Here is a 19,838-nt window from a genome sequence, read left to right on the forward strand (position 1 = left end):
CCGGGCCGGGTGGGCCGGGTGTCAGCTCTCCGGGCGGTCCTCCGGGGCCCGCTCGGGTGCCGGAGCGGGCTCCACCGTGGTGCTCTTGGTGGTGGAGATCGCCGCCGTCGCGCCGTTCGCACCGTTCGTCAGTGCCAGCTCCTTGGGGGAGAGCACCGGCGGACGCGTCGAGGGCGTGCGGCGGGAGGAACCGGTCCAGGCGGGCCGGGAGGGGCGCTTGACGATCTGGGAGAAGACCTCGGCGATCTCCTCCTTGCCCAGCGTCTCCTTCTCGAGCAGCGCGAGGACGAGGTTGTCGAGGACGTCGCGGTTCTCGACCAGGATCTCCCAGGCCTCGTTGTGCGCCGTCTCGATGAGCTTCTTGACCTCCTCGTCGACCAGCGCGGCGACCTCTTCCGAGTAGTCGCGCTGGTGAGCCATCTCACGCCCGAGGAACGGCTCGCTGTTGTCGCCGCCGAACTTGATGGCGCCGAGGCGCTCGGTCATGCCGTACTGCGTGACCATCGCACGGGCCAGGCCGGTGGCCTTCTCGATGTCGTTGGCCGCGCCGGTCGTCGGGTCGTGGAAGACCAGCTCCTCGGCCGCGCGGCCGCCCAGCATGTAGGCGAGCTGGTCGAGCATCTCGTTGCGCGTGGTCGAGTACTTGTCCTCGTCCGGAAGGACCATCGTGTAGCCGAGGGCCCGGCCTCTGGACAGGATCGTGATCTTGTGGACCGGGTCGGAGTTCGGTGAGGCCGCCGCGACCAGGGCGTGGCCGCCCTCGTGGTACGCGGTGATCTTCTTCTCCTTGTCCGACATGATCCGGGTCCGCTTCTGCGGGCCCGCGACCACGCGGTCGATCGCCTCGTCCAGCATGTGGTTGTCGATCAGCTTCTGGTCGCTGCGGGCCGTCAGCAGGGCGGCCTCGTTCAGCACGTTGGCCAGATCGGCACCGGTCATGCCGGGCGTACGGCGGGCGACGGCCGACAGGTCGACGTCGGGCGCGACCGGCTTGCCCTTCTGGTGGACCTTGAGGATCTCCAGACGGCCCTGCATGTCCGGCCGGTCGACGGCGATCTGCCGGTCGAAGCGGCCGGGGCGCAGCAGCGCCGGGTCGAGGATGTCGGGCCGGTTCGTCGCGGCGATGAGGATCACGCCGCCCTTGACGTCGAAGCCGTCCATCTCGACGAGCAGCTGGTTCAGGGTCTGCTCGCGCTCGTCGTGACCGCCGCCGAGGCCGGCGCCGCGGTGGCGGCCGACCGCGTCGATCTCGTCGACGAAGACGATGGCCGGGGCGTTCGCCTTGGCCTGCTCGAACAGGTCGCGCACTCGGGAGGCACCGACACCGACGAACATCTCGACGAAGTCGGACCCGGAGATCGAGTAGAACGGCACGCCGGCCTCGCCCGCGACGGCACGCGCGAGCAGGGTCTTGCCGGTGCCGGGCGGGCCGTACAGCAGCACGCCCTTGGGGATCTTGGCGCCGACGGCCTGGAACTTGGCCGGCTCCTGGAGGAACTCCTTGATCTCGTGGAGTTCCTCGACGGCCTCGTCGGACCCCGCGACGTCGGAGAACGTCGTCTTCGGGGTGTCCTTGGTGATGAGCTTCGCCTTCGACTTGCCGAAGTTCATGACCCGGGAGCCGCCGCCCTGCATCTGATTCATCAGGAACAGGAAGACGACGACGATGAGGACGAACGGGAGCAGGGAGAGCAGAATCCCGACGAACGGGTTCTGCTTCGACGGCGACACGGTGTAGCCGTCGGGGATCTGCTTGTCCTGGTACTTGTTCTGAAGTGTGTTGGCGAGGGTCACGCCCTGGTCGCCGATGTAGCTCGCCTGGATCTTCGAGCTGCCCTCGACCTTTTGGCCGTCCTTGAGCTGGACCTTGATGGTCTGCTCGTCACCGGTGGTCAGCTTGGCCGACTCGATCCGGTTGTCGTTGATCGCCTGGACGACCTGGCCCGTGTCCACCGTCTTGTAGCCACCGGACGAGCCCACGACCTGCATCAACACGACCACGGCAAGGACGGCCAGCACGATCCACATGATTGGCCCACGGAAGTATCGCTTCACGTCCATCCACACGGAGCGGTGTCGCCCCGTCCCTCCTGCCATAGTGAGTTTGATAAGACAGTTCTTCTGACGGTACCCCAGCGTGGCGGCCCTCAGCCGCACGGGCGGGCCGACGTCCCGTCTGCATGCTCCAACGGCGCGGGGCCCCGAGGGGTTCCCGGGTGACCCGCCGAAACACCGTGAAGCCCGTTACAGGGCTGCGTCAGCCGCCGTACACGTGGGGCGCGAGCGTACCGACGAACGGGAGGTTGCGGTACTTCTCGGCGTAGTCGAGGCCGTAGCCGACGACGAACTCGTTGGGGATGTCGAAGCCGACCCACTCCACGTCGATGGCGACCTTCGCGGCGTCGGGCTTGCGCAGCAGCGTGCACACCTTGAGGGAGGCGGGCTCGCGCGAGCCGAGGTTGGAGATCAGCCAGGACAGGGTCAGGCCGGAGTCGATGATGTCCTCGACGATCAGGACGTGGCGGCCCTTGATGTCGGTGTCGAGGTCCTTGAGGATCCGCACCACACCGGAGGACTGGGTGCCCGCGCCGTACGAGGACACCGCCATCCAGTCCATCGTGACGGGGGTGGACAGCGTGCGCGCCAGGTCGGCCATGACCATCACGGCGCCCTTGAGGACGCCGACGATGAGCAGGTCCTTGCCCGCGTACTCCGCGTCGATCTTCGCGGCCAGCTCGGCCAGCTTCGCGTCGATCTCTTCCTTGGTGATGAGTACCTTCTCGAGGTCGGCACCCATGTCGTTCGCGTCCACCCGCATCACTTTCGGTCGTCCCACCGGCCACACCGGAGCACCCCGGCGATCCGTGTGCGGATCGGTGGGAGGGTCCGGATTCAGCCTTGCCGAATCACCAGTCTGCCACCCTGCCGCCGGGCGACGACTTTGCCGGGGAGGTTGATGGCCCCCTGACCGCGCCAGCCGGTGATCAGCCGGTCGACTTCCTCGATGTGGCGGGCGAACAGGGCGCCGCCGGGGGCACCGGCTTCGAGGGCGGCGCGGCGCAGGATCCGGCGGCGTACGGCGGGCGGCAGGGCGTACAGCTTGGCGCATTCGAGTCCGCCGGCGGCGTCGCGGACGCCGGCTTCGGCCTGGCGGGCCCAGGTGTCGAGGGCGTCGGCGTCGTCCCGGGAGAGCTGGGCCGTACGGGCGAGGGCCTCGACGACGCCTTTGCCGAGCGCCTTCTCCAGGGCGGGCAGGCCCTCGTGGCGCAGCCGGGAGCGGGTGTAGGCGGGGTCGGCGTTGTGGGGGTCGTCCCAGACGGGCAGGGACTGGACCATGCATGCCTTGCGAGCGGTCTGGCGGTCGACCTGGAGGAAGGGGCGCCGGTAACGGCCGCCGGCCCCCGAGACCGCGGCCATGCCCGACAGGGAGCGGATGCCGGAGCCGCGGGCGAGGCCCAGCAGGACGGTCTCGGCCTGGTCGTCGCGGGTGTGGCCGAGCAGCACGGCGGCGGCGCCGTGACGGGCGGCGGCGGCGTCCAGCGCGGCGTAGCGGGCGTCGCGGGCAGCGGCTTCCGGGCCGCCCTCGCGGCCCACGGTCACGGCGGTGGCCTCCACGGGGTCGAGGCCCAACTCGCGCAGGCGCAGGACGACTTCCTCGGCGCGCAGGTCGGAGCCGCTCTGCAGGCCGTGGTCGACGGTGACCCCGCCGGCCCGGACGCCGAGCCGGGGGGCCTCGAAGGCGAGGGCGGAGGCGAGCGCCATGGAGTCGGCACCGCCGGAGCAGGCCACGAGCACGAGCGGTGCCGTCGGAAGTCCGGGCGGGCGTTCGGGCGTACGCTCGACGGCCGTCGCGGCGGGGACGCCGGCCGGAGTGTTCAGTTCGGTGAGGATGTCGTGGAGGACGCGGCGGACCGCCAGGCGTATCGCCGCGACCGCAGGATGGGGACCCATGTCCGGTGCCCTTCATGAAGTTGTCGGGGGTGAGCCCGAGGTTCGGTCACGCAGAGTGTGTAGATGGTGACAGAAACGGGCCGTTCCCTGAGCATCGCACGCCTGCCGATGGCTCACGGTCCCTCGGACGGGTGATTGGAGGGTCGTTCGCCTGCCGTCGGCCGGAATCGTTTCACGCCCCGCCCGCGCGGCTCACGCCTCCGGCTTGCGGTGCACCCGCGCGATCCAGTCCGCCGGTTTGGCGATCTCCGACTTGGTGGGGAGTGTGTTGGGCGAGGTCCAGACGCGGTTGAAGCCGTCCATGCCGCACTCCTCCACGACGGCCCGCACGAACCGTTCGCCGTCCCGGTACTGGCGGAGCTTGGCGTCCAGGCCGAGCAGTTTGCGCAGCGCCATGTCGAGGCGGGAGGCGCCCTTGGCGCGGCGCTGCTGGAACTTCTCGCGGATCTCCCCGACGCTCGGCACGACCGCCGGTCCGACGCCGTCCATCACGAAGTCGGCGTGCCCCTCCAGGAGGGACATCACGGCGGTGAGGCGGCCGAGAACCTCCCGTTGGGCCGGGGTCTGCACCAGTTCCACGAGCGAGCGGCCGCCGTCGTCCTCCTCCGCCTCGGGACGGCCCCCGGCCAGCGTCTGGGCGGCCTCGCGGACCCGTTCGAGGACGGTCATGGGGTCGACGTCGGTCTCGGACAGGAACGACTGGATCTCGCCCTCCAGGTGGTCGCGCAGCCAGGGCACGGCGGTGAACTGCGTGCGGTGCGTCTCCTCGTGCAGGGTCACCCACAGGCGGAAGTCGTGGGGCTCCACGTCGAGTTCGCGCTCGACGTGCACGATGTTCGGCGCGACCAGGAGCAGCCGTCCGCCGCCGTTCGCGCCGGCGGGCAGTTCGCGGGTGGCGGGGGCGAAGGTCTCGTACTGGCCGAGGACGCGGGAGGACAGGAACGACAGCAGCATGCCCAGCTCCACGCCGGTGACCTTGCCGCCGACGGCGCCGAGGACCGCGTTGCCCGCGCCGCCGCCGCGCCGCTCCTGCATCTTCTCCAGCAGGGGTTTGAGGATCTCCCGGAACCCGGCGACGTTGGCCCGGACCCAGCCGGGCCGGTCGACCACCAGGACGGGGGTGTCGTGGGTCTCCTCGGTACCCATCCGGGTGAAACCGCGGACGTGCTCCTCCGAGGACTTGGCATGGCGGCGGAGCTCGGCGACGACGGCCCTGGCCTCGTCGCGGCTCACCTCGGGGCCCGGCCGTACGAGCCGGGTCGCGGTCGCCACCGCGAGGTTCCAGTCGACCATGCCGGAATTTGCGCCGATGCTCGTCATGGGTCAACGGTACGGGAGCGCTGCCGCTGGGGGGCAGTCGTGCGGCGGGGTGGGTGCCGGGTGCCAGGTCGGCGGGCTTGAGGTCCGTTGCCTGGGCGCCCGGCGTTGCGGTGCCGCTGCGCCCACCCTCCCCCACTCTCGGCTTCGCTCGAGCGGGGGGACCCCCATCGCCCCAGCGGCACGATTGCCCGCAGCTGGGGCGGCAGGCGACTGCCCGCAGCTAGGGCATCGGCGACGCCAGTGCTGTTGCCGCTCGGTCCAGGGTTGTCTGGGCCGTCCAGGGGTCCGTCGTGGCGTTGGCCAGGAAGGCGAAGCCCAGGAGGTGGCCGTCGGGGGTGGCGACCGTGCCGGCGAGGGTGTTCACGCCCGTGAGGGTGCCGGTCTTGGCGCGGACCAGGCCCGCTGCTCCGTCCGTGTAACGGCCGGCCAGGGTGCCGGTGAAGTGGGCGACGGGCAGACCGGTGAGGACCGGGCGCAGCTGGGGTCGGGCCGGGTCGGCCGCCTCGGCCAGCAGGGCGGTGAGCAGGTCGGCGCTGATCAGGTCGGTGCGGTCCAGGCCGCTTCCGTCGTGGAAGCGTGCCCCCTGCACCGGTAGGCCGAGCTGCCCCAGGCGGGCCGTGACGGCGGCGCCCGCACCGTCGAAGTCGGCGCGTTTGCCGGTCGCCACGGCGGTGTGGCGGGCCAGGGCCTCGGCGAGGTCGTTGTCGCTGTTGGTCAGCATCCGCTCGACCAGCGCCGACAGCGGGGGCGAGGAGACCGTGGCGAGGGTGTCGGCGCGGGCCGTGGCCTTGGAGGGGCCGGGGGCCGACGCGGTGACGCCGTGCTCCTTCAGGAGGCCGGCGAAGGTGCGGGCGGCGTCGGCGGCCGGGTCGGGCACGCGCGGTGCGGGGCCGCTGGTGGAGTCGTCGGTGCGGCCCTCGTCGGCCATCAGGGCGGTGACGCGGGCGAGGTTGTCGTTGACCCCGATCGGGTGCATCTCGGTACCGGCGTAGAGCGTCGTGTCGTACGACAGCGTCACCTTGCGCACGTCGCGCTTCTTGAGGGCGGCGGCGGTCTTCTCGGCGAGGGTGCGCAGACTCGCCAGGCCGCGGGGGTCCTTGCGCGCGGTGAGGGTGGGGTCGCCGCCGCCGACCAGGACGAGTTCGCCGGTGTCGGCCTCCAGGGCGGTGCGGGTGGTGAGGCGGTGGTCGGGGCCGAGGGCGGTGAGGGCGGCGACGGCGGTGGCGATCTTGGTGGTGGAGGCGGGGATGAGCGGGGCGTCGCCGCCGAGGCCGTACAGGCGTTTGCCGGTGGTGAGGTCGACGACGGCCGCCGCGCGGTGCTCGCCGAGCGCGGGGTCGTCCTTCAGCAGGGGGTCGAGGAGGCCGGCGAGGTCCTTGCCGCCGGGTGCCGCCTTGACGCCGCCGGGTGTGGTGGTGCCGCCGAGTCCGGTCAGTACCGCCCCGGCGCTGGGGGCGGGACGGGGCGAACCGGACGACGTACCGGAGGCCCCGGATCCGCTGCCGTGATCTGTGCCACCCGTCTGCTCCAGGGCGACGGCCCGGTCCCGCTCGGCCGTACGCTGACCCGTGGAGTCCCAGGGGCCGGCGGCGGTCACCACACCGGCGGCCAGTGCCAGCCCGGCAGTGGCGGCACCGGCGGTGTACTGCCAGGTCTTCGGCCCCGTGATCCGGGCGAGCTGCGGTCCCGTGGCCCGCGCGAACCGTGCGACCCGCGGTTTGGCGGTCCGGGCGAAGCGTGCCAGACGGGGACGAACGGCACTCGCGGCCCGCGCCACGTGCGGTCCCGCGGTCCGCCAAGGCCTCAGCTCTGGCACTGTCACCAGCCCCTTTCGCGATCACACACCTGCGTGAGGGACACTTAACCACCAGAACTATGTGCTGATCATGGAGGAGCGTCCGGTGGAGTTCGACGTCACGATCGAGATCCCGAAGGGTTCGCGGAACAAGTACGAGGTGGACCACGAGACCGGTCGTATCCGCCTGGACCGCCGCCTGTTCACCTCGACCGCCTACCCGACCGACTACGGCTTCGTCGAGAACACCCTCGGCGAGGACGGCGACCCGCTGGACGCGCTGGTCATCCTGGACGAGCCGACCTTCCCTGGCTGCCTCATCCGCTGCCGCGCGATCGGCATGTTCCGGATGACGGACGAGGCCGGCGGCGACGACAAGCTGCTGTGCGTGCCGTCGACCGACCCGCGTGTGGAGCACCTGCGTGACATCCACCACGTCTCGGAGTTCGACCGCCTGGAGATCCAGCACTTCTTCGAGGTCTACAAGGACCTGGAGCCCGGCAAGTCCGTCGAGGGCGCCGACTGGGTGGGCCGCACCGACGCCGAGGCCGAGATCGAGCGGTCCTACAAGCGCTTCAAGGACCAGGGCGGCCACTGAGCAGTCCGGACACCCGTAACGGGCCGCACGCACACGCGTGCGGCCCGTTCGTGTTTGAGTGACCATACTGAGGTCAACAGGAGGGTGTGTCGGTACCAGGGAGCGTTGCGCAGGTGACGGAGGCGGAGGAGCCCAAACCGCAGTCGGACGAGGCCCGCAGTGCCTTCCGGCAGCCCAGTGGGATCGCGGCGTCGATCGACGGCGAGTCGTCGACGACGTCCGAGTTCGAGATCCCGCAGGGGCTCGCGGTCCCGCGGCACGCCGGTACCGAGTCCGAGACGACCTCGGAGTTCTCGCTCCCCGACGGCCTGGAGGTCCCGCAGGCCCCGCCCGCCGACGCCGAGGGCTCGGCGTTCACCATGCCGAGCACCCACAGTGCCTGGACGGCGCCGGCCGCCTTCACCCCGGCGAGCGGCTTCCCGGCGGTGAACCTGACGGACGTGCCCTGGCAGGACCGGATGCGCGCCATGCTGCGCATGCCGGTGGCCGAGCGGCCCGCGCCGGAGCCCTCGCAGAAGCACGACGACGAGACCGGCCCCGCCGTGCCGCGCGTGCTGGACCTGACGCTGCGTATCGGGGAGCTGCTGCTGGCGGGCGGTGAGGGCGCCGAGGACGTGGAGGCGGCCATGTTCGCCGTCTGCCGGTCCTACGGCCTGGACCGCTGCGAGCCGAACGTCACCTTCACCCTGCTGTCGATCTCCCACCAGCCGTCCCTGGTGGACGACCCGGTGACGGCGTCGCGCACGGTACGCCGCCGCGGCACCGACTACACGCGGCTCGCGGCCGTCTTCCACCTGGTGGACGACCTCAGCGACCCCGACACGAGCATCTCCCTGGAGGAGGCATACCGGCGCCTCGCGGAGATCCGCCGCAACCGGCACCCTTACCCCACCTGGGTGCTGACCATGGCGAGCGGGCTCCTCGCGGGCGGGGCCTCGCTGCTCGTCGGCGGTGGGCTGACCGTGTTCTTCGCGGCGATGTTCGGCTCGATGCTCGGCGACCGGCTGGCGTGGCTGTGCGCCGGGCGCGGGCTGCCGGAGTTCTACCAGTTCGCGGTGGCGGCGATGCCGCCCGCCGCGATGGGCGTCGCGCTGACCGTGACGCACGTCGACGTGAAGGCGTCCGCGGTCATCACCGGTGGGCTGTTCGCGCTGCTGCCCGGACGGGCGCTGGTGGCGGGGGTGCAGGACGGTCTGACCGGGTTCTACATCACCGCCGCCGCCCGTCTGCTGGAGGTCATGTACTTCTTCGTCAGCATCGTCGCCGGGGTGCTGGTGGTGCTGTACTTCGGGGTCCAGCTGGGTGCCGAGCTGAATCCGGACGCCAAGCTCGGCACCGGTGACGAACCGTTCGTGCAGATCTTCGCCTCGATGCTGCTCTCGCTGGCCTTCGCGATCCTGCTCCAGCAGGAACGGGCCACCGTCCTCGCGGTGACCCTGAACGGCGGCATCGCCTGGTGCGTGTACGGCGCCATGCACTACGCCGGCGACATCTCGCCGGTGGCCTCCACGGCCGCCGCGGCGGGGCTCGTGGGCCTGTTCGGGCAGCTGATGTCCCGGTACCGGTTCGCGTCGGCGCTGCCGTACACGACCGCGGCGATCGGGCCGCTGCTGCCCGGTTCGGCGACGTACTTCGGTCTGCTGGGCATCGCGCAGGGCGAGGTCGACTCGGGACTGCTGTCGCTGTCCAACGCGGTCGCCCTGGCGATGGCCATCGCGATCGGGGTGAACCTGGGTGGGGAGATCTCCCGGCTGTTCCTGAAGGTGCCCGGCGCCGCGAGTGCGGCGGGACGCCGGGCAGCCAAGCGGACGCGGGGGTTCTAGCGCCCCTGGTTGTACGGGTACTGGTCGCCGTACTGCTGAGGCTGGTCGCCGTAGCCCTGCGGGTACTGCTGGGCGTACGGCTGCTGCGGGGGCTGCTGGTACTGCTGAGGCTCCTGGTACTGCTGAGGCTCTTGGTACTGCTGGTGCGGCTGCTGGTACTGCTGCGGCTGGTCGTAGGGGTCCAGCCGGCGGAGCTGGGTCGTGGCGTCGTCCATGACCGGGTACTGCGGCTGGGGCTGGTGCTGCTGGGACACGGCCAGGGTCGGTTCCGCAGCCGCGGCGCGCCGCTTCTTCTTGCGCTCGCGCAGGTACTCGATGGCGATCGGGACGACCGAGACCACGACGATCAGGACGAGGATGGCCTCGACGTTGGTCCGGATGAACTCGATCTGGCCGAGCCAGTAGCCCGCGAGGGTGACGCCGGTGCCCCAGGCCACGCCGCCGATCACGTTGTACGTGAGGAAGGTGCGGTACTTCATGCGGCCGGCGCCCGCCACGATGGGGGCGAAGGTGCGCACGATGGGCACGAAGCGGGCCAGGACGATCGCCTTGGGGCCGTACTTCTCCATGAACTCGTGCGCCTTCTCCAGGTTCTCCTGTTTGAAGAGCTTGGAGTTGGGGCGGCTGAAGAGCTTCGGGCCGAAGAACTTGCCGATCATGTAACCGACTTGGTCGCCGATGACGGCGGCGGCCACGATCAGGGTGCACACCAGCCACAGCGGCTGGCTGATGTACTCGCCCTGGGCGACGAACAGGCCCGCGGTGAAGAGCAGCGAGTCGCCGGGCAGGAACGCGAAGAGTCCTGACTCGGCGAAGACGATGAGCAGGATGCCGGGCAGGCTGAACGTCTCGATCAGATAGTCCGGGCTGATCCACTCGGGACCGAGCGCAAGGGTGGTCACGGGATTGTGGCTCCTGCTGCTGGGGGAGGCGGGCTGGACCTGGCTGCCCAAACGTACAACGCAGCCGCGGTGTCCCAGGTTCCACGGGGTTTCTTGGGGTGCGCTGTGACGTTCCCCGGGGAAACCTGAGAACCATGGGTATTGAAGAATACGGCGGCGGCCAGGACCCGCAGCCCGATGTGCTCGTGGTGACCACGAACGATCTACCGGGCCACCGGGTGCAGGAGGTGCTCGGGGAGGTCTTCGGGCTGACCGTGCGCTCCCGGCACCTGGGGAGCCAGATCGGGGCCGGGCTGAAGTCGCTGGTCGGCGGTGAGCTGCGCGGCCTGACCAAGACACTGGTCGAGACCCGCAACCAGGCGATGGACCGGCTGGTCGAGCAGGCACGCGCGCGTGGCGCGAACGCGGTGCTGTCCTTCCGCTTCGACGTGACGGAGGCGGCGGACGTGGGCACCGAGGTGTGCGCGTACGGGACGGCGGTGGTCGTGACCCGGGAGTGAGCCCCCAGGGGCCGGGCCCCCCGGAACGAGTCCCCGGGTCACGACCACCGCTCAGGGGGTGTGCCGGACGGCGTTGGCGAGGATCGCGTCGCGCATGTAGGCGGCGAGGCCCGGCCTGGCGGCGTCGATGTTTCGCGTGAAACGTTCGTCCGAGACGTACATCTCGCCCAGGCAGGTGTGCATCTCGTACCCGCAGTCGTAGTGGTTGCGGGCGATGCCCTGCCGGTGGTCCTCGGCGGCGTCCATGGCCCCCTCGGACTCGGCGGGCTCGCCCGCGTCCATCAGGGCGACGAAGCGGCGGGTCAGCTCGTCGGCCTCGTCCTGGATGCGCTGCCAGTCCTCCTTGGTGTAGGAGGCGGTCTTCTGCTTGGACTGGCGGTAGGCGTCGGTGTCGCCCCAGCGTTCCTGGACCTCCTCCTCGTACTGGTCGGGGTCGAAGTCGCCGAAGACCTCGAACTTCTCCTCCGGCGTGAGATTGATTCCCATGCTGCGTGCCTCCATGGCCTGCTCCACGGCCGCCGCCATCTTCTGCAGTCTCTCGATCCGGGCGGTCAGCAGCTCGTGCTGGCGGCGCAGGTGCGCGCGCGGGTCCGCGGCCGGGTCGTCGAGCAGGGCGGCGACCTCGTCGAGGGGGAAGCCCAGCTCCCGGTAGAACAGGATCTGCTGCAGCCGGTCGAGGTCGGCGTCGCTGTAGCGCCGGTGGCCCGCGTGGCTGCGCCCGCCGGGTGCGAGCAGGCCGATGTCGTCGTAGTGGTGCAGCGTGCGCACCGTCACTCCGGCGAAGCCGGCCACCTGTCCCACGGAGTAGCTCACTTCCGCTCCCTTCTCTGACGTCCTCCACGCTGCCTCCTCACGTGACGTGAGGTGCAAGCCGGGACGTTCCGCGAGCCACGCCGTGACCGGCCCCGCCCTTCTCGGCACCCGCCGCCCCGTGTCCCCCGCGGGAGCTACGGGGGACTGTCCACTCGGGGGTGATTCGGGAACGTGGCCGTCTCCGTAGCGTTCTCGGCAGGTCGCCGGAAGGCACGCGGCCGATGCCACCCGGAGGTCACCATGAGTACGACTCGCACCGCTTCGCCCCTGCCCACCCGCCGGGAGGGTGGCCGCTTCGTCCAGTCTCCCCTCGTCTGGATGCTGACCGGGATCGTGGGTGTGGGTCTGGCCTCCGGGCTGGCCTCGGCCGGCGGGGTGGTCGCCGTCGTCGGCGCGGTCGTGGCGGTCGCCGCCTACTGGGCGGTCATGCGCTTCGTCGCCCGGCGGAGCATGCCGGAGATCGCGAGGCCGGGAGCCGTGGCACAGGCGTTGTCCGGCGCCGCGATCGGCTTCGGGTTCATCACCGTGTCGATGCTCATGCTCCTCACCGAGTTCTCGTTCACCGAACGGCCCGGCAGCGCCCTGTCGATCGTGGCGAGCATGGCCGCGATGCAGCTCGGCGCCGCCGTGACCGAGGAACTGATCTTCCGCGGCCTCGCCCTCCAGGCACTGGAGAAGCTGTGCGGCAGCTGGGCGGCTCTGGCGATCACCGCGGTGCTGTTCGGCGGGCTGCACCTGGCCAACCCGGACGCCACCCTGTGGAGTTCGACCGCGATCGCCGTCGAGGCCGGCGTCCTGCTCGGCGCCGCGTTCCTGTGGACGCGCAACATCTGGTTCGCCGTGGGCCTGCACTTCGCCTGGAACACCACCCTGGGCCTGATCGGCATCCCGGTCTCCGGCCACGCCTCGGAGGGTCTGATGACCACCAACCCGACCGGCCCCGAGCTGCTGACCGGCGGAGACTTCGGCCTGGAGGCGTCGATCGTGCCCGTCGTCGTCAGCCTGCTGATCGCGATCCCCATGCTCGTCGCCGCCCACCGGCGCGGCAACCTGGTCCCCATGCGCCGCGGGCGCCGCTGAACACCCGTCGCCGGAAGGGGCTCCGTCAGCCCGGGCAGCCGTGGGAGCCCGCTTCGAGGCTCGCGCGAAGCACGGCCAGGGTCGAGGCGACACGGCGCAGATCCTCGGGCGAAACCCCCGCGGTCAACGAGACGAGCGCGCTCTCGACCACCGGGCGGGAAGCCGCCAGCCGCCGATCGCCCTCGGAGGTGAGGCGGAGCACGGACGAGCGGCGGTCCTGGGGGTTCACGGCCCGCACGCACCAGCCCGCGGCGACCAGCCGGTCGACCGCCTTGCTGACGGCACCCACGGTGATCGCCAGTTCGCCGACGATGTCGAGCACACGGCACCCCGGCACGCGGTCGATGATCTCCAGAAATTCGAACTGTCCCAGAGTCACCCCCTGTTCGGCCCGCAGCCGGGCGCTCACCGCGTTGTAGAGACGGGTCTCGACGCGGACCAGGTCGACGAAGGCCGGGGTGACGTAGTTCACAAATCCTCCAATAGATTCCTGAGAATCATATTCCTCGGAATACGGTTGGCCCGAACAGATGGATTCCTAGGAATCCATTCTCGCACGCCGACCCATGGAGGCCCCGCATGTCCCGACAGCAGCGCGACGCCCTGGACGCCATACTCCGTTCCGCCCCTCGCGCCGAGACGCCGCCCACTCCCGAAGAGCAGCGCGAGGGTTTCGCCGCGGCCCTCGCCCGCCCCGCCCCGGAAGGAGTGGCCACCCGCAGGACCGTCCTGGGCGGGCGGCCGGCCCTGGAGCTCGAGCCGGACACGGCCTCCGGCCCCGGCCGGCTGCTCTACCTGCACGGCGGCGGCTACGTCGTCGGTTCACCGGCCACCCACGCGGGGCTGGCCGGTGAACTGGCCCGCCGCGCCGGGTTGCGCACGGTGTCGGTGGACTACCGCCTGGCGCCCGAGCACCCCTTCCCCGCGGCCGTGGACGACGGGCTCGCCGCCTACCGCGAGCTGCTGTCGAAGGGGACCGACCCACGGGACCTCGTCCTGGCCGGTGACTCCGCAGGTGGCGGACTGGGCATAGCCACACTGCTCGCGGCCAGGGAAGCAGGGCTGCCGCAGCCCGCCGCCGTGGCCCTCTTCTCCCCTTGGGCCGACCTCACCCTCGCCGGAGGGAGCATCCGTTCCAAGGAGGGCGCCGACCCCATCTTCACCGAGGCCGACGTGCGCGCGTACGCCGATCTCTACGTCGGCGCGGGCGACCGGGCGGCCCCCCTGGCCAGCCCGGTCTTCGCCAACCTCGCCGGACTGCCCCCGCTGCTCGTGCAGGCCGGTGCGAACGAGGTGCTGCTCGACGACGCGGTCCGGCTGGCCGGCCGTGCGGGCGCCGACGACGTCGAGGTCACACTCGAAGTCGGCCCGGGCCTCCCGCACGTCTACCAGCTCCACTACGGCCGCCTCGAGGAGGCGGACGCCGCACTCGACCGCGCCGCCCGCTTCCTCACCGCCCACCTGGGCGCCGGACGCCCGGACGCCGACCGTCTCGCACCGGTCCGCTGAAGGTCCGGCACGAGTCCGGCACGATCCCGTCCCGGATGCGGGGTACGGGGCCCGGGCCTACCGTCGGTCGCATGTCACTGCACAAGGGTCCCCGCCCGCCCCACGGCGACGACCGCGACCGGCGCCGGCTCGCCGTGAACCCCTTCCACGCGGCGGCGAACCCGCTCGGCGGCATGACCGAGGCCCCGCCCTCCCACCGGCTGCCCGACTCCCCGCTGCCGCCGGAGACCGCGTACCGCCTCGTCCACGACGAGCTGATGCTGGACGGCAACGCACGGCTGAACCTGGCCACCTTCGTCACCACCTGGATGGAACCGCAGGCCGGGGTGCTGATGAGCGAGTGCCGGGACAAGAACATGATCGACAAGGACGAGTACCCGCGCACCGCCGAGCTGGAGCGGCGCTGCGTGGCGATGCTCGCCGACCTGTGGCACGCGCCCGACCCGTCGGCGGCCGTGGGCTGCTCGACGACCGGGTCGAGCGAGGCGTGCATGCTGGCCGGGATGGCGCTGAAGCGGCGCTGGGCGCTGCGCAACGCCGACCGGTACCCGGCGAAGGACGTGCGGCCCAATCTGGTGATGGGCGTGAACGTCCAGGTCTGCTGGGAGAAGTTCTGCAACTTCTGGGAGGTGGAGGCCCGCCAGGTCCCGATGGAGGGCGACCGCTTCCACCTGGACCCGCAGGCGGCCGCGGAGCTGTGCGACGAGAACACCATCGGGGTCGTCGGCATCCTCGGCTCCACCTTCGACGGCTCCTACGAGCCGGTCGCCGACCTGTGCGCCGCCCTGGACGCCCTCCAGGAGCGGACCGGACTGGACGTCCCGGTACACGTCGACGGCGCCTCGGGCGGCATGGTCGCGCCCTTCCTGGACGAGGACCTGGTGTGGGACTTCCGGCTGCCCCGGGTCGCCTCGATCAACACCTCTGGGCACAAGTACGGGCTGGTCTATCCGGGCGTGGGCTGGGCGCTGTGGCGGGATGCGGAGGCGCTGCCCGAGGAGCTGGTGTTCCGCGTGAACTACCTGGGCGGCGACATGCCGACCTTCGCGCTGAACTTCTCCCGGCCCGGCGCACAGGTGGTGGCGCAGTACTACACCTTCCTGCGGCTGGGCCGCGAGGGCTACCGGGCCGTGCAGCAGAACGCGCGCGACATCGCGGGCTCCGTCGCCCGGCGGGTGGCGGCGCTGGGCGACTTCCGGTTGGTGACCCACGGCGACCAGTTGCCGGTGTTCGCCTTCACGACGGCCGACGACGTGACGGCGTACGACGTCTTCGACGTCTCCCGGCGGCTGCGCGAGGGCGGCTGGCTGGTGCCGGCGTACACCTTCCCGCCGCACCGCGAGGACCTCTCCGTGCTGCGGGTGGTGTGCCGCAACGGCTTCTCGGCCGACATGGCGGACCTGCTCCTGGACGACCTGGAACGGCTGCTGCCGGAGCTGCGCCGGCAGCCGCACCCACTGACCCGGGACAAGGGCGCGGCCACCGGATTCCACCACTAGCGCCCGTCCCGGGCCGGGGTCGTCAGCGGCTCAGCCGCCCGAACCTGGCCACCGCCAGCGGGAAGAACACCGCGAGCAGTGCCAGCGGCCAGGCGACGGCCGCCCAGACGTGCCCCGCCTCGCCGCCGGGGCCGCCGAAGAGGTCGCGGACGGCCGTGGCGGTCTGCGACATCGGGTTCCACTCGACGACCGTGCCCAGCCAGCCGGGCATGGAGTCGGGGGTGGCGAAGGCGTTGGAGAGGAAACCGACCGGCCAGACCAGGATCTGCACCGCCTGCACCAGCTCCGGCTTCCCGGCCACCAGGGCCAGGAAGATGCCGATCCAGAGCATGGCGAAGCGAAAGAGCAGGAGCAGGCCGACCGCACCCAGGAAGGCGCCGGGGCCGCCGTGGGCACGCCAGCCGAGCGCGTACCCGACGCCGATCATCACGACCAGTCCGAGCACCGACTGGAGCATGTCGGCGGCGGAACGGCCCACCAGGACCGCGCCATTGGCCATCGGGAGGGAGCGGAAGCGGTCGACGACGCCCTTGTCGAGGTCCCGGGTGACGGCGATCATCGTGCCCTCCAGGCCGAAGGCCATGGTGAGGGCGAGCATCCCGGGGACCAGGTAGTCGACGTAGTCGCCGCTCAGGCCCCGGCCGCCGCCGACCAGGTAGCCGAACATCAGCAGCAGCATCACCGGGAAGACCAGGTTGACGACGACCGCCACCGGCTGCCGTCCCCAGCGGGCCAGCTCGCGGCGGGTCATGGTCCAGGAGTCGGAAAGGGCGTGGGTCATGGGGGTGAGGGTGCTCGTACTCACGCGGCCTCCTTCGTGCGGTCGGTGAGGTGCAGGAACACCTCGTCCAGGGTCGGCCGGCGCAGCGCCACGTCCTCGGCCTCGATACCGGCCTCCTCCAGCGCCCGTACGACGCCGGAGAGCGCCGCCATCCGGTCGGTGACCGGGGCGCTGAGCAGTCGGCGGTCGGCATCCACGCGGACGCCGGTGAGCGGCAGCAGGGCCACCGCGGCGCCCAGTTGGCCGGCGTCGCGCAGGACGACGTCGACGCGGTCGCCGCCGGTGGCGGCCTTGAGTTCGTCCGCCGTGCCGTCGGCGACGACGCGGCCGGCGTCGACGACCGAGATGCGGTCGGCGAGCTGGTCGGCCTCCTCCAGGTACTGGGTGGTGAGCAGGACCGTCGTACCGGCGCCGACCAAGGAGCGGACCGAGTCCCACACCTCGGCGCGGCCCCGCGGGTCGAGGCCGGTGGTCGGCTCGTCCAGGAAGAGCACCTCCGGTTCGGTGATGAGGGACGCGGCCAGGTCGAGGCGGCGCCGCATGCCACCGCTGTAGGCGGTGACCGGTTTGCGTCCGGTGTCGGCGAGGTCGAAGCGGGCGAGCAGTTCGTCGGCACGCGCGCGTGCCCGTCGTGCGCCCAGGTGGTGGAGACGGCCGAACATCTCCAGGTTCTGCCGACCGCCCAGCTCCTCGTCGAGCGCCGCGTGCTGGCCGAGCAGGCCGATGCGCAGCCGTACCGCGTACGCCTCGGCGACGACGTCGTGCCCGGCCACCTCGACGCGGCCCGCGTCGGGGCGCAGCAGGGTGGACAGGATGCGGACCAGGGTCGTCTTGCCCGCTCCGTTCGGGCCCAACACACCGTGCACCGTGCCGCGTGCGACGGTCAGGTCGAGCCCGTCCAGTGCGTTCTTGTTGCCGTACCTCTTGCGTGCGCCTTCGACGGTGATCGCCGTGTCGGCCACTGTCGCTCCCCCATCCGGCCCTCGGAAGGACCCACTCAGCTAAGCAAATTTGACTACTGACCCAGAAGATAGTCTCCGCCCTTCCATTGGTCAAACTTGATTAGCGAGCTTCCCCGTAGTGCGGCCGCCCCGCCGCGAAGGGGTTCTCCTCCCCCTCCGCCAGCACACCGACGAACGGCTCGCCCTCGCCGGCGAAGGTGTACGCGCCGCCCCGGACGCGTTCGATCAGGCCGCGGGTCCACTCGGCACCCGAGTCCGCCGAATGCACCCAGTAGTTCATGATCTCGCCGATGTGCCCGTACTGTCCGGGCCCCTCCGCGGGCATGTAGTACTCGGTGACGGCGGCGCGCCACTCCCCGATCTTCCGCACCCGCTCCTCGAGGAGAGCGAGCGCCTCCTCGCGCGGGAGGTCGACCATGAAGCCGAGCGCCGCGGTGAGCACGTCGGGCCGCTGGTCGTAGGCGGTGAGGTAGGCGCGGAGCAGGGTGAGGTACTCCTCGGTGCCCTGCTCCGTGATCTCGTACTCCACCCGCGGCGGCCCGCCCGCCGTGGACGGCGCGATCTCGTGCGCGAGGAGCAGCCCCTGTTTCGCCATCTGCTTCAGCGCGTGGTAGATCGAACCGGGCTTGGCGTTGGACCACTCGTGCGCGCCCCAGTACTCCAGGTCGTTGCGCACCTGGTAGCCGTGGGCCCGCCCGTGCTGGCGGACGGCGCCGAGCACGAGGAGACGGATCGCTGACATGGCTCCAGCCTATGACCCGCCCGTCGCTCCCCGGCGCCGGTGTCCGCCCGCGGCAGGCGTCGGAACGCGCCTCAGAACGGGAAGCCGCTGCGCCCGTGCTGCACGGAGATCCACTTCTGGGTGGTGAAGGCGTCCATCATGGTGTCGCCGTTGAGACGGCCGATGCCGGAGTGCTTCTCACCGCCGAAGGGCACGATCGGCTCGTCGTGCACGGTCCCGTCGTTCACGTGGAACATGCCGGTGTCGATCTGCTTGGCGAAGTTGACCCCGCGCTCGACGTCCCCGGTGTGCACGGCGCCGCTCAGCCCGTACGGCGTGTCGTTGACGAGGCGTACGGCCTCCTCCTCGCCGTCGAAGGGGACGAGGAAGGCGACCGGTCCGAAGACCTCCTGCCGCAACAGCGCGGAGTCGGCGGGCAGGCCGGTGAGGACCGACGGCTCGACCAGGTTGTCGGTGACCGTGCCGCGCACCAGGGCGGTGGCGCCCTCGGCGAGGGCCTGCTCGACGACGCCGGAGAGCGCGTCCGCCTGCGAGGAGTTGATCACCGGGCCGATGACGGTCTCGGGGTCGCGCGGGTCGCCGGTCTTGAGGGTGCTCACCTTGGCGACGAACTTCTCGGTGAACTCGTCGGCCACCGCGCGGTCGACCAGCACGCGGTTGGCGGCCATGCAGACCTGGCCCTGGTGGACGTAGCGGCTGAAGACGGCGGCGTCGACCGCGTAGTCGACGTCGGCGTCGTCCAGGACCACCAGCGCGCTGTTGCCGCCCAGTTCGAGGACCGAGCGCTTGAAGTTGGCGGCGCAGACCGTGGCCACGTGGCGGCCGACCTTGTCGGAGCCGGTGAAGGAGATCACCTTGGGGACCGGGTGCTCGATGAAGGCGTCGCCGATCTCCGCGATGTCGGTGACCACGACGTTGAGCAGGCCGCCCGGCAGTCCCGCGTCCTGAAGGATCTTCGCGACCAGCGTGCCGCCGACGATGGGCGTGTTCTGGTGCGGCTTGAGGACGACGCCGTTGCCCAGGGCGAGGGCCGGGGCGACCGACTTCAGGGAGAGCAGGAAGGGGAAGTTGAAGGGGCTGATGACGCCCACGACACCGACCGGCACCCGGTAGACACGGTTCTCCTTGCCGTCGACCGGGGAGGGGATGATCCGGCCCTCGGGGCGCAGCGCCAGGTGGACCGCCTCGCGCAGGAACTCCTTGGCGAGGTGCAGTTCGAAGGCGGCCTTCAGCCGGGTGCCGCCCAGTTCGGCGACGATCGCCTCGCTGATCTCGGCCTCGCGCTCCTCCACCAGGCGCAGCGCCTTCTCGAACACCGCGCGGCGCGCGTACGGGTTCGTCGCGGCCCACTGCTTCTGCGCGCGCTCGGCGGCCCGGTAGGCGGCGTCGACCTCGTCGGCCGTGGCTATCGTGATCGAGGCGAGCTTCTCGTTGTCGTACGGGTTGAAGTCGATGATGTCCCAGGAGCCGGTGCCCGGACGCCACTCGCCGTCGATGTACTGCTGGGCGAGGTCGGTGAAGTACGACGACATGTGTTCCTCAATCCCCTTAGCTGCCGCAGCC

Annotated in this window: 18 protein-coding genes; 6 read left to right on the forward strand and 12 right to left on the reverse strand. The window is 71.1% G+C overall.

Features of this window, described 5'->3' with window-relative positions:
- Nucleotides 1-21 precede the first annotated feature (21 nt).
- From ftsH to dacB, 5 genes are all read right to left on the reverse strand, one after another.
- Nucleotides 22-2,061: an ATP-dependent zinc metalloprotease FtsH gene (gene ftsH / locus IE258_RS05110; protein ID WP_159327269.1), complete on the reverse strand. Its 2,040-nt coding sequence runs from the start codon at nucleotides 2,059-2,061 to the stop codon at nucleotides 22-24.
- A gap of 196 nt (nucleotides 2,062-2,257) precedes the next feature.
- A complete protein-coding gene (hpt, locus tag IE258_RS05115) occupies nucleotides 2,258-2,818 on the reverse strand; it encodes a hypoxanthine phosphoribosyltransferase (RefSeq protein WP_007452004.1) in 561 nt (186 codons plus the stop codon).
- Nucleotides 2,819-2,892: 74 nt separating this feature from the next.
- The gene (gene tilS, locus IE258_RS05120) at nucleotides 2,893-3,951 is read right to left on the reverse strand and encodes a tRNA lysidine(34) synthetase TilS (protein WP_189739473.1); all 1,059 of its coding nucleotides are present in this window, start codon (nucleotides 3,949-3,951) and stop codon (nucleotides 2,893-2,895) included.
- Between the two features lie 192 nt (nucleotides 3,952-4,143).
- Nucleotides 4,144-5,271: an Rv3626c family coenzyme F420 biosynthesis-associated protein gene (locus IE258_RS05125; protein WP_127893802.1), complete on the reverse strand. Its 1,128-nt coding sequence runs from the start codon at nucleotides 5,269-5,271 to the stop codon at nucleotides 4,144-4,146.
- A 220-nt stretch (nucleotides 5,272-5,491) separates the two neighbouring features.
- Nucleotides 5,492-7,093 carry a D-alanyl-D-alanine carboxypeptidase/D-alanyl-D-alanine endopeptidase gene (gene dacB / locus IE258_RS05130; protein ID WP_189739476.1) on the reverse strand — a complete coding sequence of 534 codons (1,602 nt, stop codon included), beginning with the start codon at nucleotides 7,091-7,093 and terminating at the stop codon, nucleotides 5,492-5,494.
- Nucleotides 7,094-7,172: 79 nt separating this feature from the next.
- Between dacB and IE258_RS05135 the strand changes: the two genes are divergently transcribed.
- Complete coding sequence (locus IE258_RS05135; RefSeq protein WP_007452023.1) at nucleotides 7,173-7,664, forward strand: inorganic diphosphatase; 492 nt, start codon at nucleotides 7,173-7,175, stop codon at nucleotides 7,662-7,664.
- Nucleotides 7,665-7,777: 113 nt separating this feature from the next.
- Nucleotides 7,778-9,487 carry a threonine/serine exporter family protein gene (locus IE258_RS05140; protein WP_189739479.1) on the forward strand — a complete coding sequence of 570 codons (1,710 nt, stop codon included), beginning with the start codon at nucleotides 7,778-7,780 and terminating at the stop codon, nucleotides 9,485-9,487.
- Here the strand turns inward: IE258_RS05140 and IE258_RS05145 are convergent.
- Nucleotides 9,484-10,389, reverse strand: coding sequence for a DedA family protein (locus IE258_RS05145; protein WP_189739482.1), 906 nt, complete (start codon nucleotides 10,387-10,389; stop codon nucleotides 9,484-9,486). The two genes, IE258_RS05140 and IE258_RS05145, sit on opposite strands and share 4 nt — an antisense overlap.
- Before the next feature lie 134 nt (nucleotides 10,390-10,523).
- Between IE258_RS05145 and IE258_RS05150 the strand changes: the two genes are divergently transcribed.
- Nucleotides 10,524-10,889 (forward strand): YbjQ family protein, encoded by a 366-nt coding sequence (locus IE258_RS05150; protein ID WP_127893805.1) that lies wholly within the window; start codon nucleotides 10,524-10,526, stop codon nucleotides 10,887-10,889.
- 51 nt (nucleotides 10,890-10,940) lie between these two features.
- Here IE258_RS05150 and IE258_RS05155 read toward each other — a convergent pair whose 3' ends face one another.
- A complete protein-coding gene (locus tag IE258_RS05155; protein ID WP_189739485.1) occupies nucleotides 10,941-11,702 on the reverse strand; it encodes a MerR family transcriptional regulator in 762 nt (253 codons plus the stop codon).
- Nucleotides 11,703-11,942: 240 nt separating this feature from the next.
- Between IE258_RS05155 and IE258_RS05160 the strand changes: the two genes are divergently transcribed.
- On the forward strand, nucleotides 11,943-12,782 hold the full coding sequence (locus IE258_RS05160) for a CPBP family intramembrane glutamic endopeptidase (RefSeq protein ID WP_189739488.1): 840 nt from the start codon (nucleotides 11,943-11,945) through the stop codon (nucleotides 12,780-12,782).
- A 25-nt stretch (nucleotides 12,783-12,807) separates the two neighbouring features.
- On the opposite strand, the gene IE258_RS05165 is transcribed toward IE258_RS05160, so the two are convergent.
- A complete protein-coding gene (locus tag IE258_RS05165; protein WP_189739491.1) occupies nucleotides 12,808-13,254 on the reverse strand; it encodes a MarR family winged helix-turn-helix transcriptional regulator in 447 nt (148 codons plus the stop codon).
- A 107-nt stretch (nucleotides 13,255-13,361) separates the two neighbouring features.
- Between IE258_RS05165 and IE258_RS05170 the strand changes: the two genes are divergently transcribed.
- Both IE258_RS05170 and gad read left to right on the forward strand, forming a co-directional pair.
- Nucleotides 13,362-14,291: an alpha/beta hydrolase gene (locus IE258_RS05170; RefSeq protein WP_189739494.1), complete on the forward strand. Its 930-nt coding sequence runs from the start codon at nucleotides 13,362-13,364 to the stop codon at nucleotides 14,289-14,291.
- A gap of 71 nt (nucleotides 14,292-14,362) precedes the next feature.
- On the forward strand, nucleotides 14,363-15,790 hold the full coding sequence (gene gad, locus IE258_RS05175) for a glutamate decarboxylase (RefSeq protein ID WP_189739497.1): 1,428 nt from the start codon (nucleotides 14,363-14,365) through the stop codon (nucleotides 15,788-15,790).
- A gap of 22 nt (nucleotides 15,791-15,812) precedes the next feature.
- Here gad and IE258_RS05180 read toward each other — a convergent pair whose 3' ends face one another.
- The 4 genes from IE258_RS05180 to IE258_RS05195 form a co-directional block, all read right to left on the reverse strand.
- Nucleotides 15,813-16,571 (reverse strand): ABC transporter permease, encoded by a 759-nt coding sequence (locus IE258_RS05180; protein WP_189741057.1) that lies wholly within the window; start codon nucleotides 16,569-16,571, stop codon nucleotides 15,813-15,815.
- Between the two features lie 20 nt (nucleotides 16,572-16,591).
- Nucleotides 16,592-17,533: an ATP-binding cassette domain-containing protein gene (locus tag IE258_RS05185; protein WP_189739500.1), complete on the reverse strand. Its 942-nt coding sequence runs from the start codon at nucleotides 17,531-17,533 to the stop codon at nucleotides 16,592-16,594.
- Between the two features lie 100 nt (nucleotides 17,534-17,633).
- Nucleotides 17,634-18,275, reverse strand: a complete 642-nt coding sequence (locus tag IE258_RS05190; protein ID WP_189739503.1) for a PadR family transcriptional regulator — start codon at nucleotides 18,273-18,275, stop codon at nucleotides 17,634-17,636.
- A gap of 71 nt (nucleotides 18,276-18,346) precedes the next feature.
- Entirely contained in the window at nucleotides 18,347-19,807 is a 1,461-nt protein-coding gene (locus IE258_RS05195; RefSeq protein ID WP_189739506.1) for an aldehyde dehydrogenase family protein, read from the reverse strand.
- Nucleotides 19,808-19,838 lie beyond the last annotated feature (31 nt).

It is taken from the genome of Streptomyces tendae (assembly GCF_014650435.1).
Classification (GTDB): domain Bacteria; phylum Actinomycetota; class Actinomycetes; order Streptomycetales; family Streptomycetaceae; genus Streptomyces; species Streptomyces tendae.

Bases quoted from the DNA above. Each gene is read 5' to 3' on its own strand.
- IE258_RS05170 (WP_189739494.1), top strand. From the start codon at position 13,362: ATGTCCCGACAGCAGCGCGACGCCCTGGACGCCATACTCCGTTCCGCC.
- IE258_RS05195 (WP_189739506.1), bottom strand. From the start codon at position 19,807: ATGTCGTCGTACTTCACCGACCTCGCCCAGCAGTACATCGACGGCGAG.
- hpt (WP_007452004.1), bottom strand. From the start codon at position 2,818: ATGCGGGTGGACGCGAACGACATGGGTGCCGACCTCGAGAAGGTACTC.
- IE258_RS05125 (WP_127893802.1), bottom strand. From the start codon at position 5,271: ATGACGAGCATCGGCGCAAATTCCGGCATGGTCGACTGGAACCTCGCG.
- ftsH (WP_159327269.1), bottom strand. From the start codon at position 2,061: ATGGACGTGAAGCGATACTTCCGTGGGCCAATCATGTGGATCGTGCTG.
- tilS (WP_189739473.1), bottom strand. From the start codon at position 3,951: ATGGGTCCCCATCCTGCGGTCGCGGCGATACGCCTGGCGGTCCGCCGC.
- IE258_RS05190 (WP_189739503.1), bottom strand. From the start codon at position 18,275: ATGTCAGCGATCCGTCTCCTCGTGCTCGGCGCCGTCCGCCAGCACGGG.
- IE258_RS05160 (WP_189739488.1), top strand. From the start codon at position 11,943: ATGAGTACGACTCGCACCGCTTCGCCCCTGCCCACCCGCCGGGAGGGT.
- gad (WP_189739497.1), top strand. From the start codon at position 14,363: ATGTCACTGCACAAGGGTCCCCGCCCGCCCCACGGCGACGACCGCGAC.
- IE258_RS05180 (WP_189741057.1), bottom strand. From the start codon at position 16,571: ATGACCCACGCCCTTTCCGACTCCTGGACCATGACCCGCCGCGAGCTG.
- IE258_RS05150 (WP_127893805.1), top strand. From the start codon at position 10,524: ATGGGTATTGAAGAATACGGCGGCGGCCAGGACCCGCAGCCCGATGTG.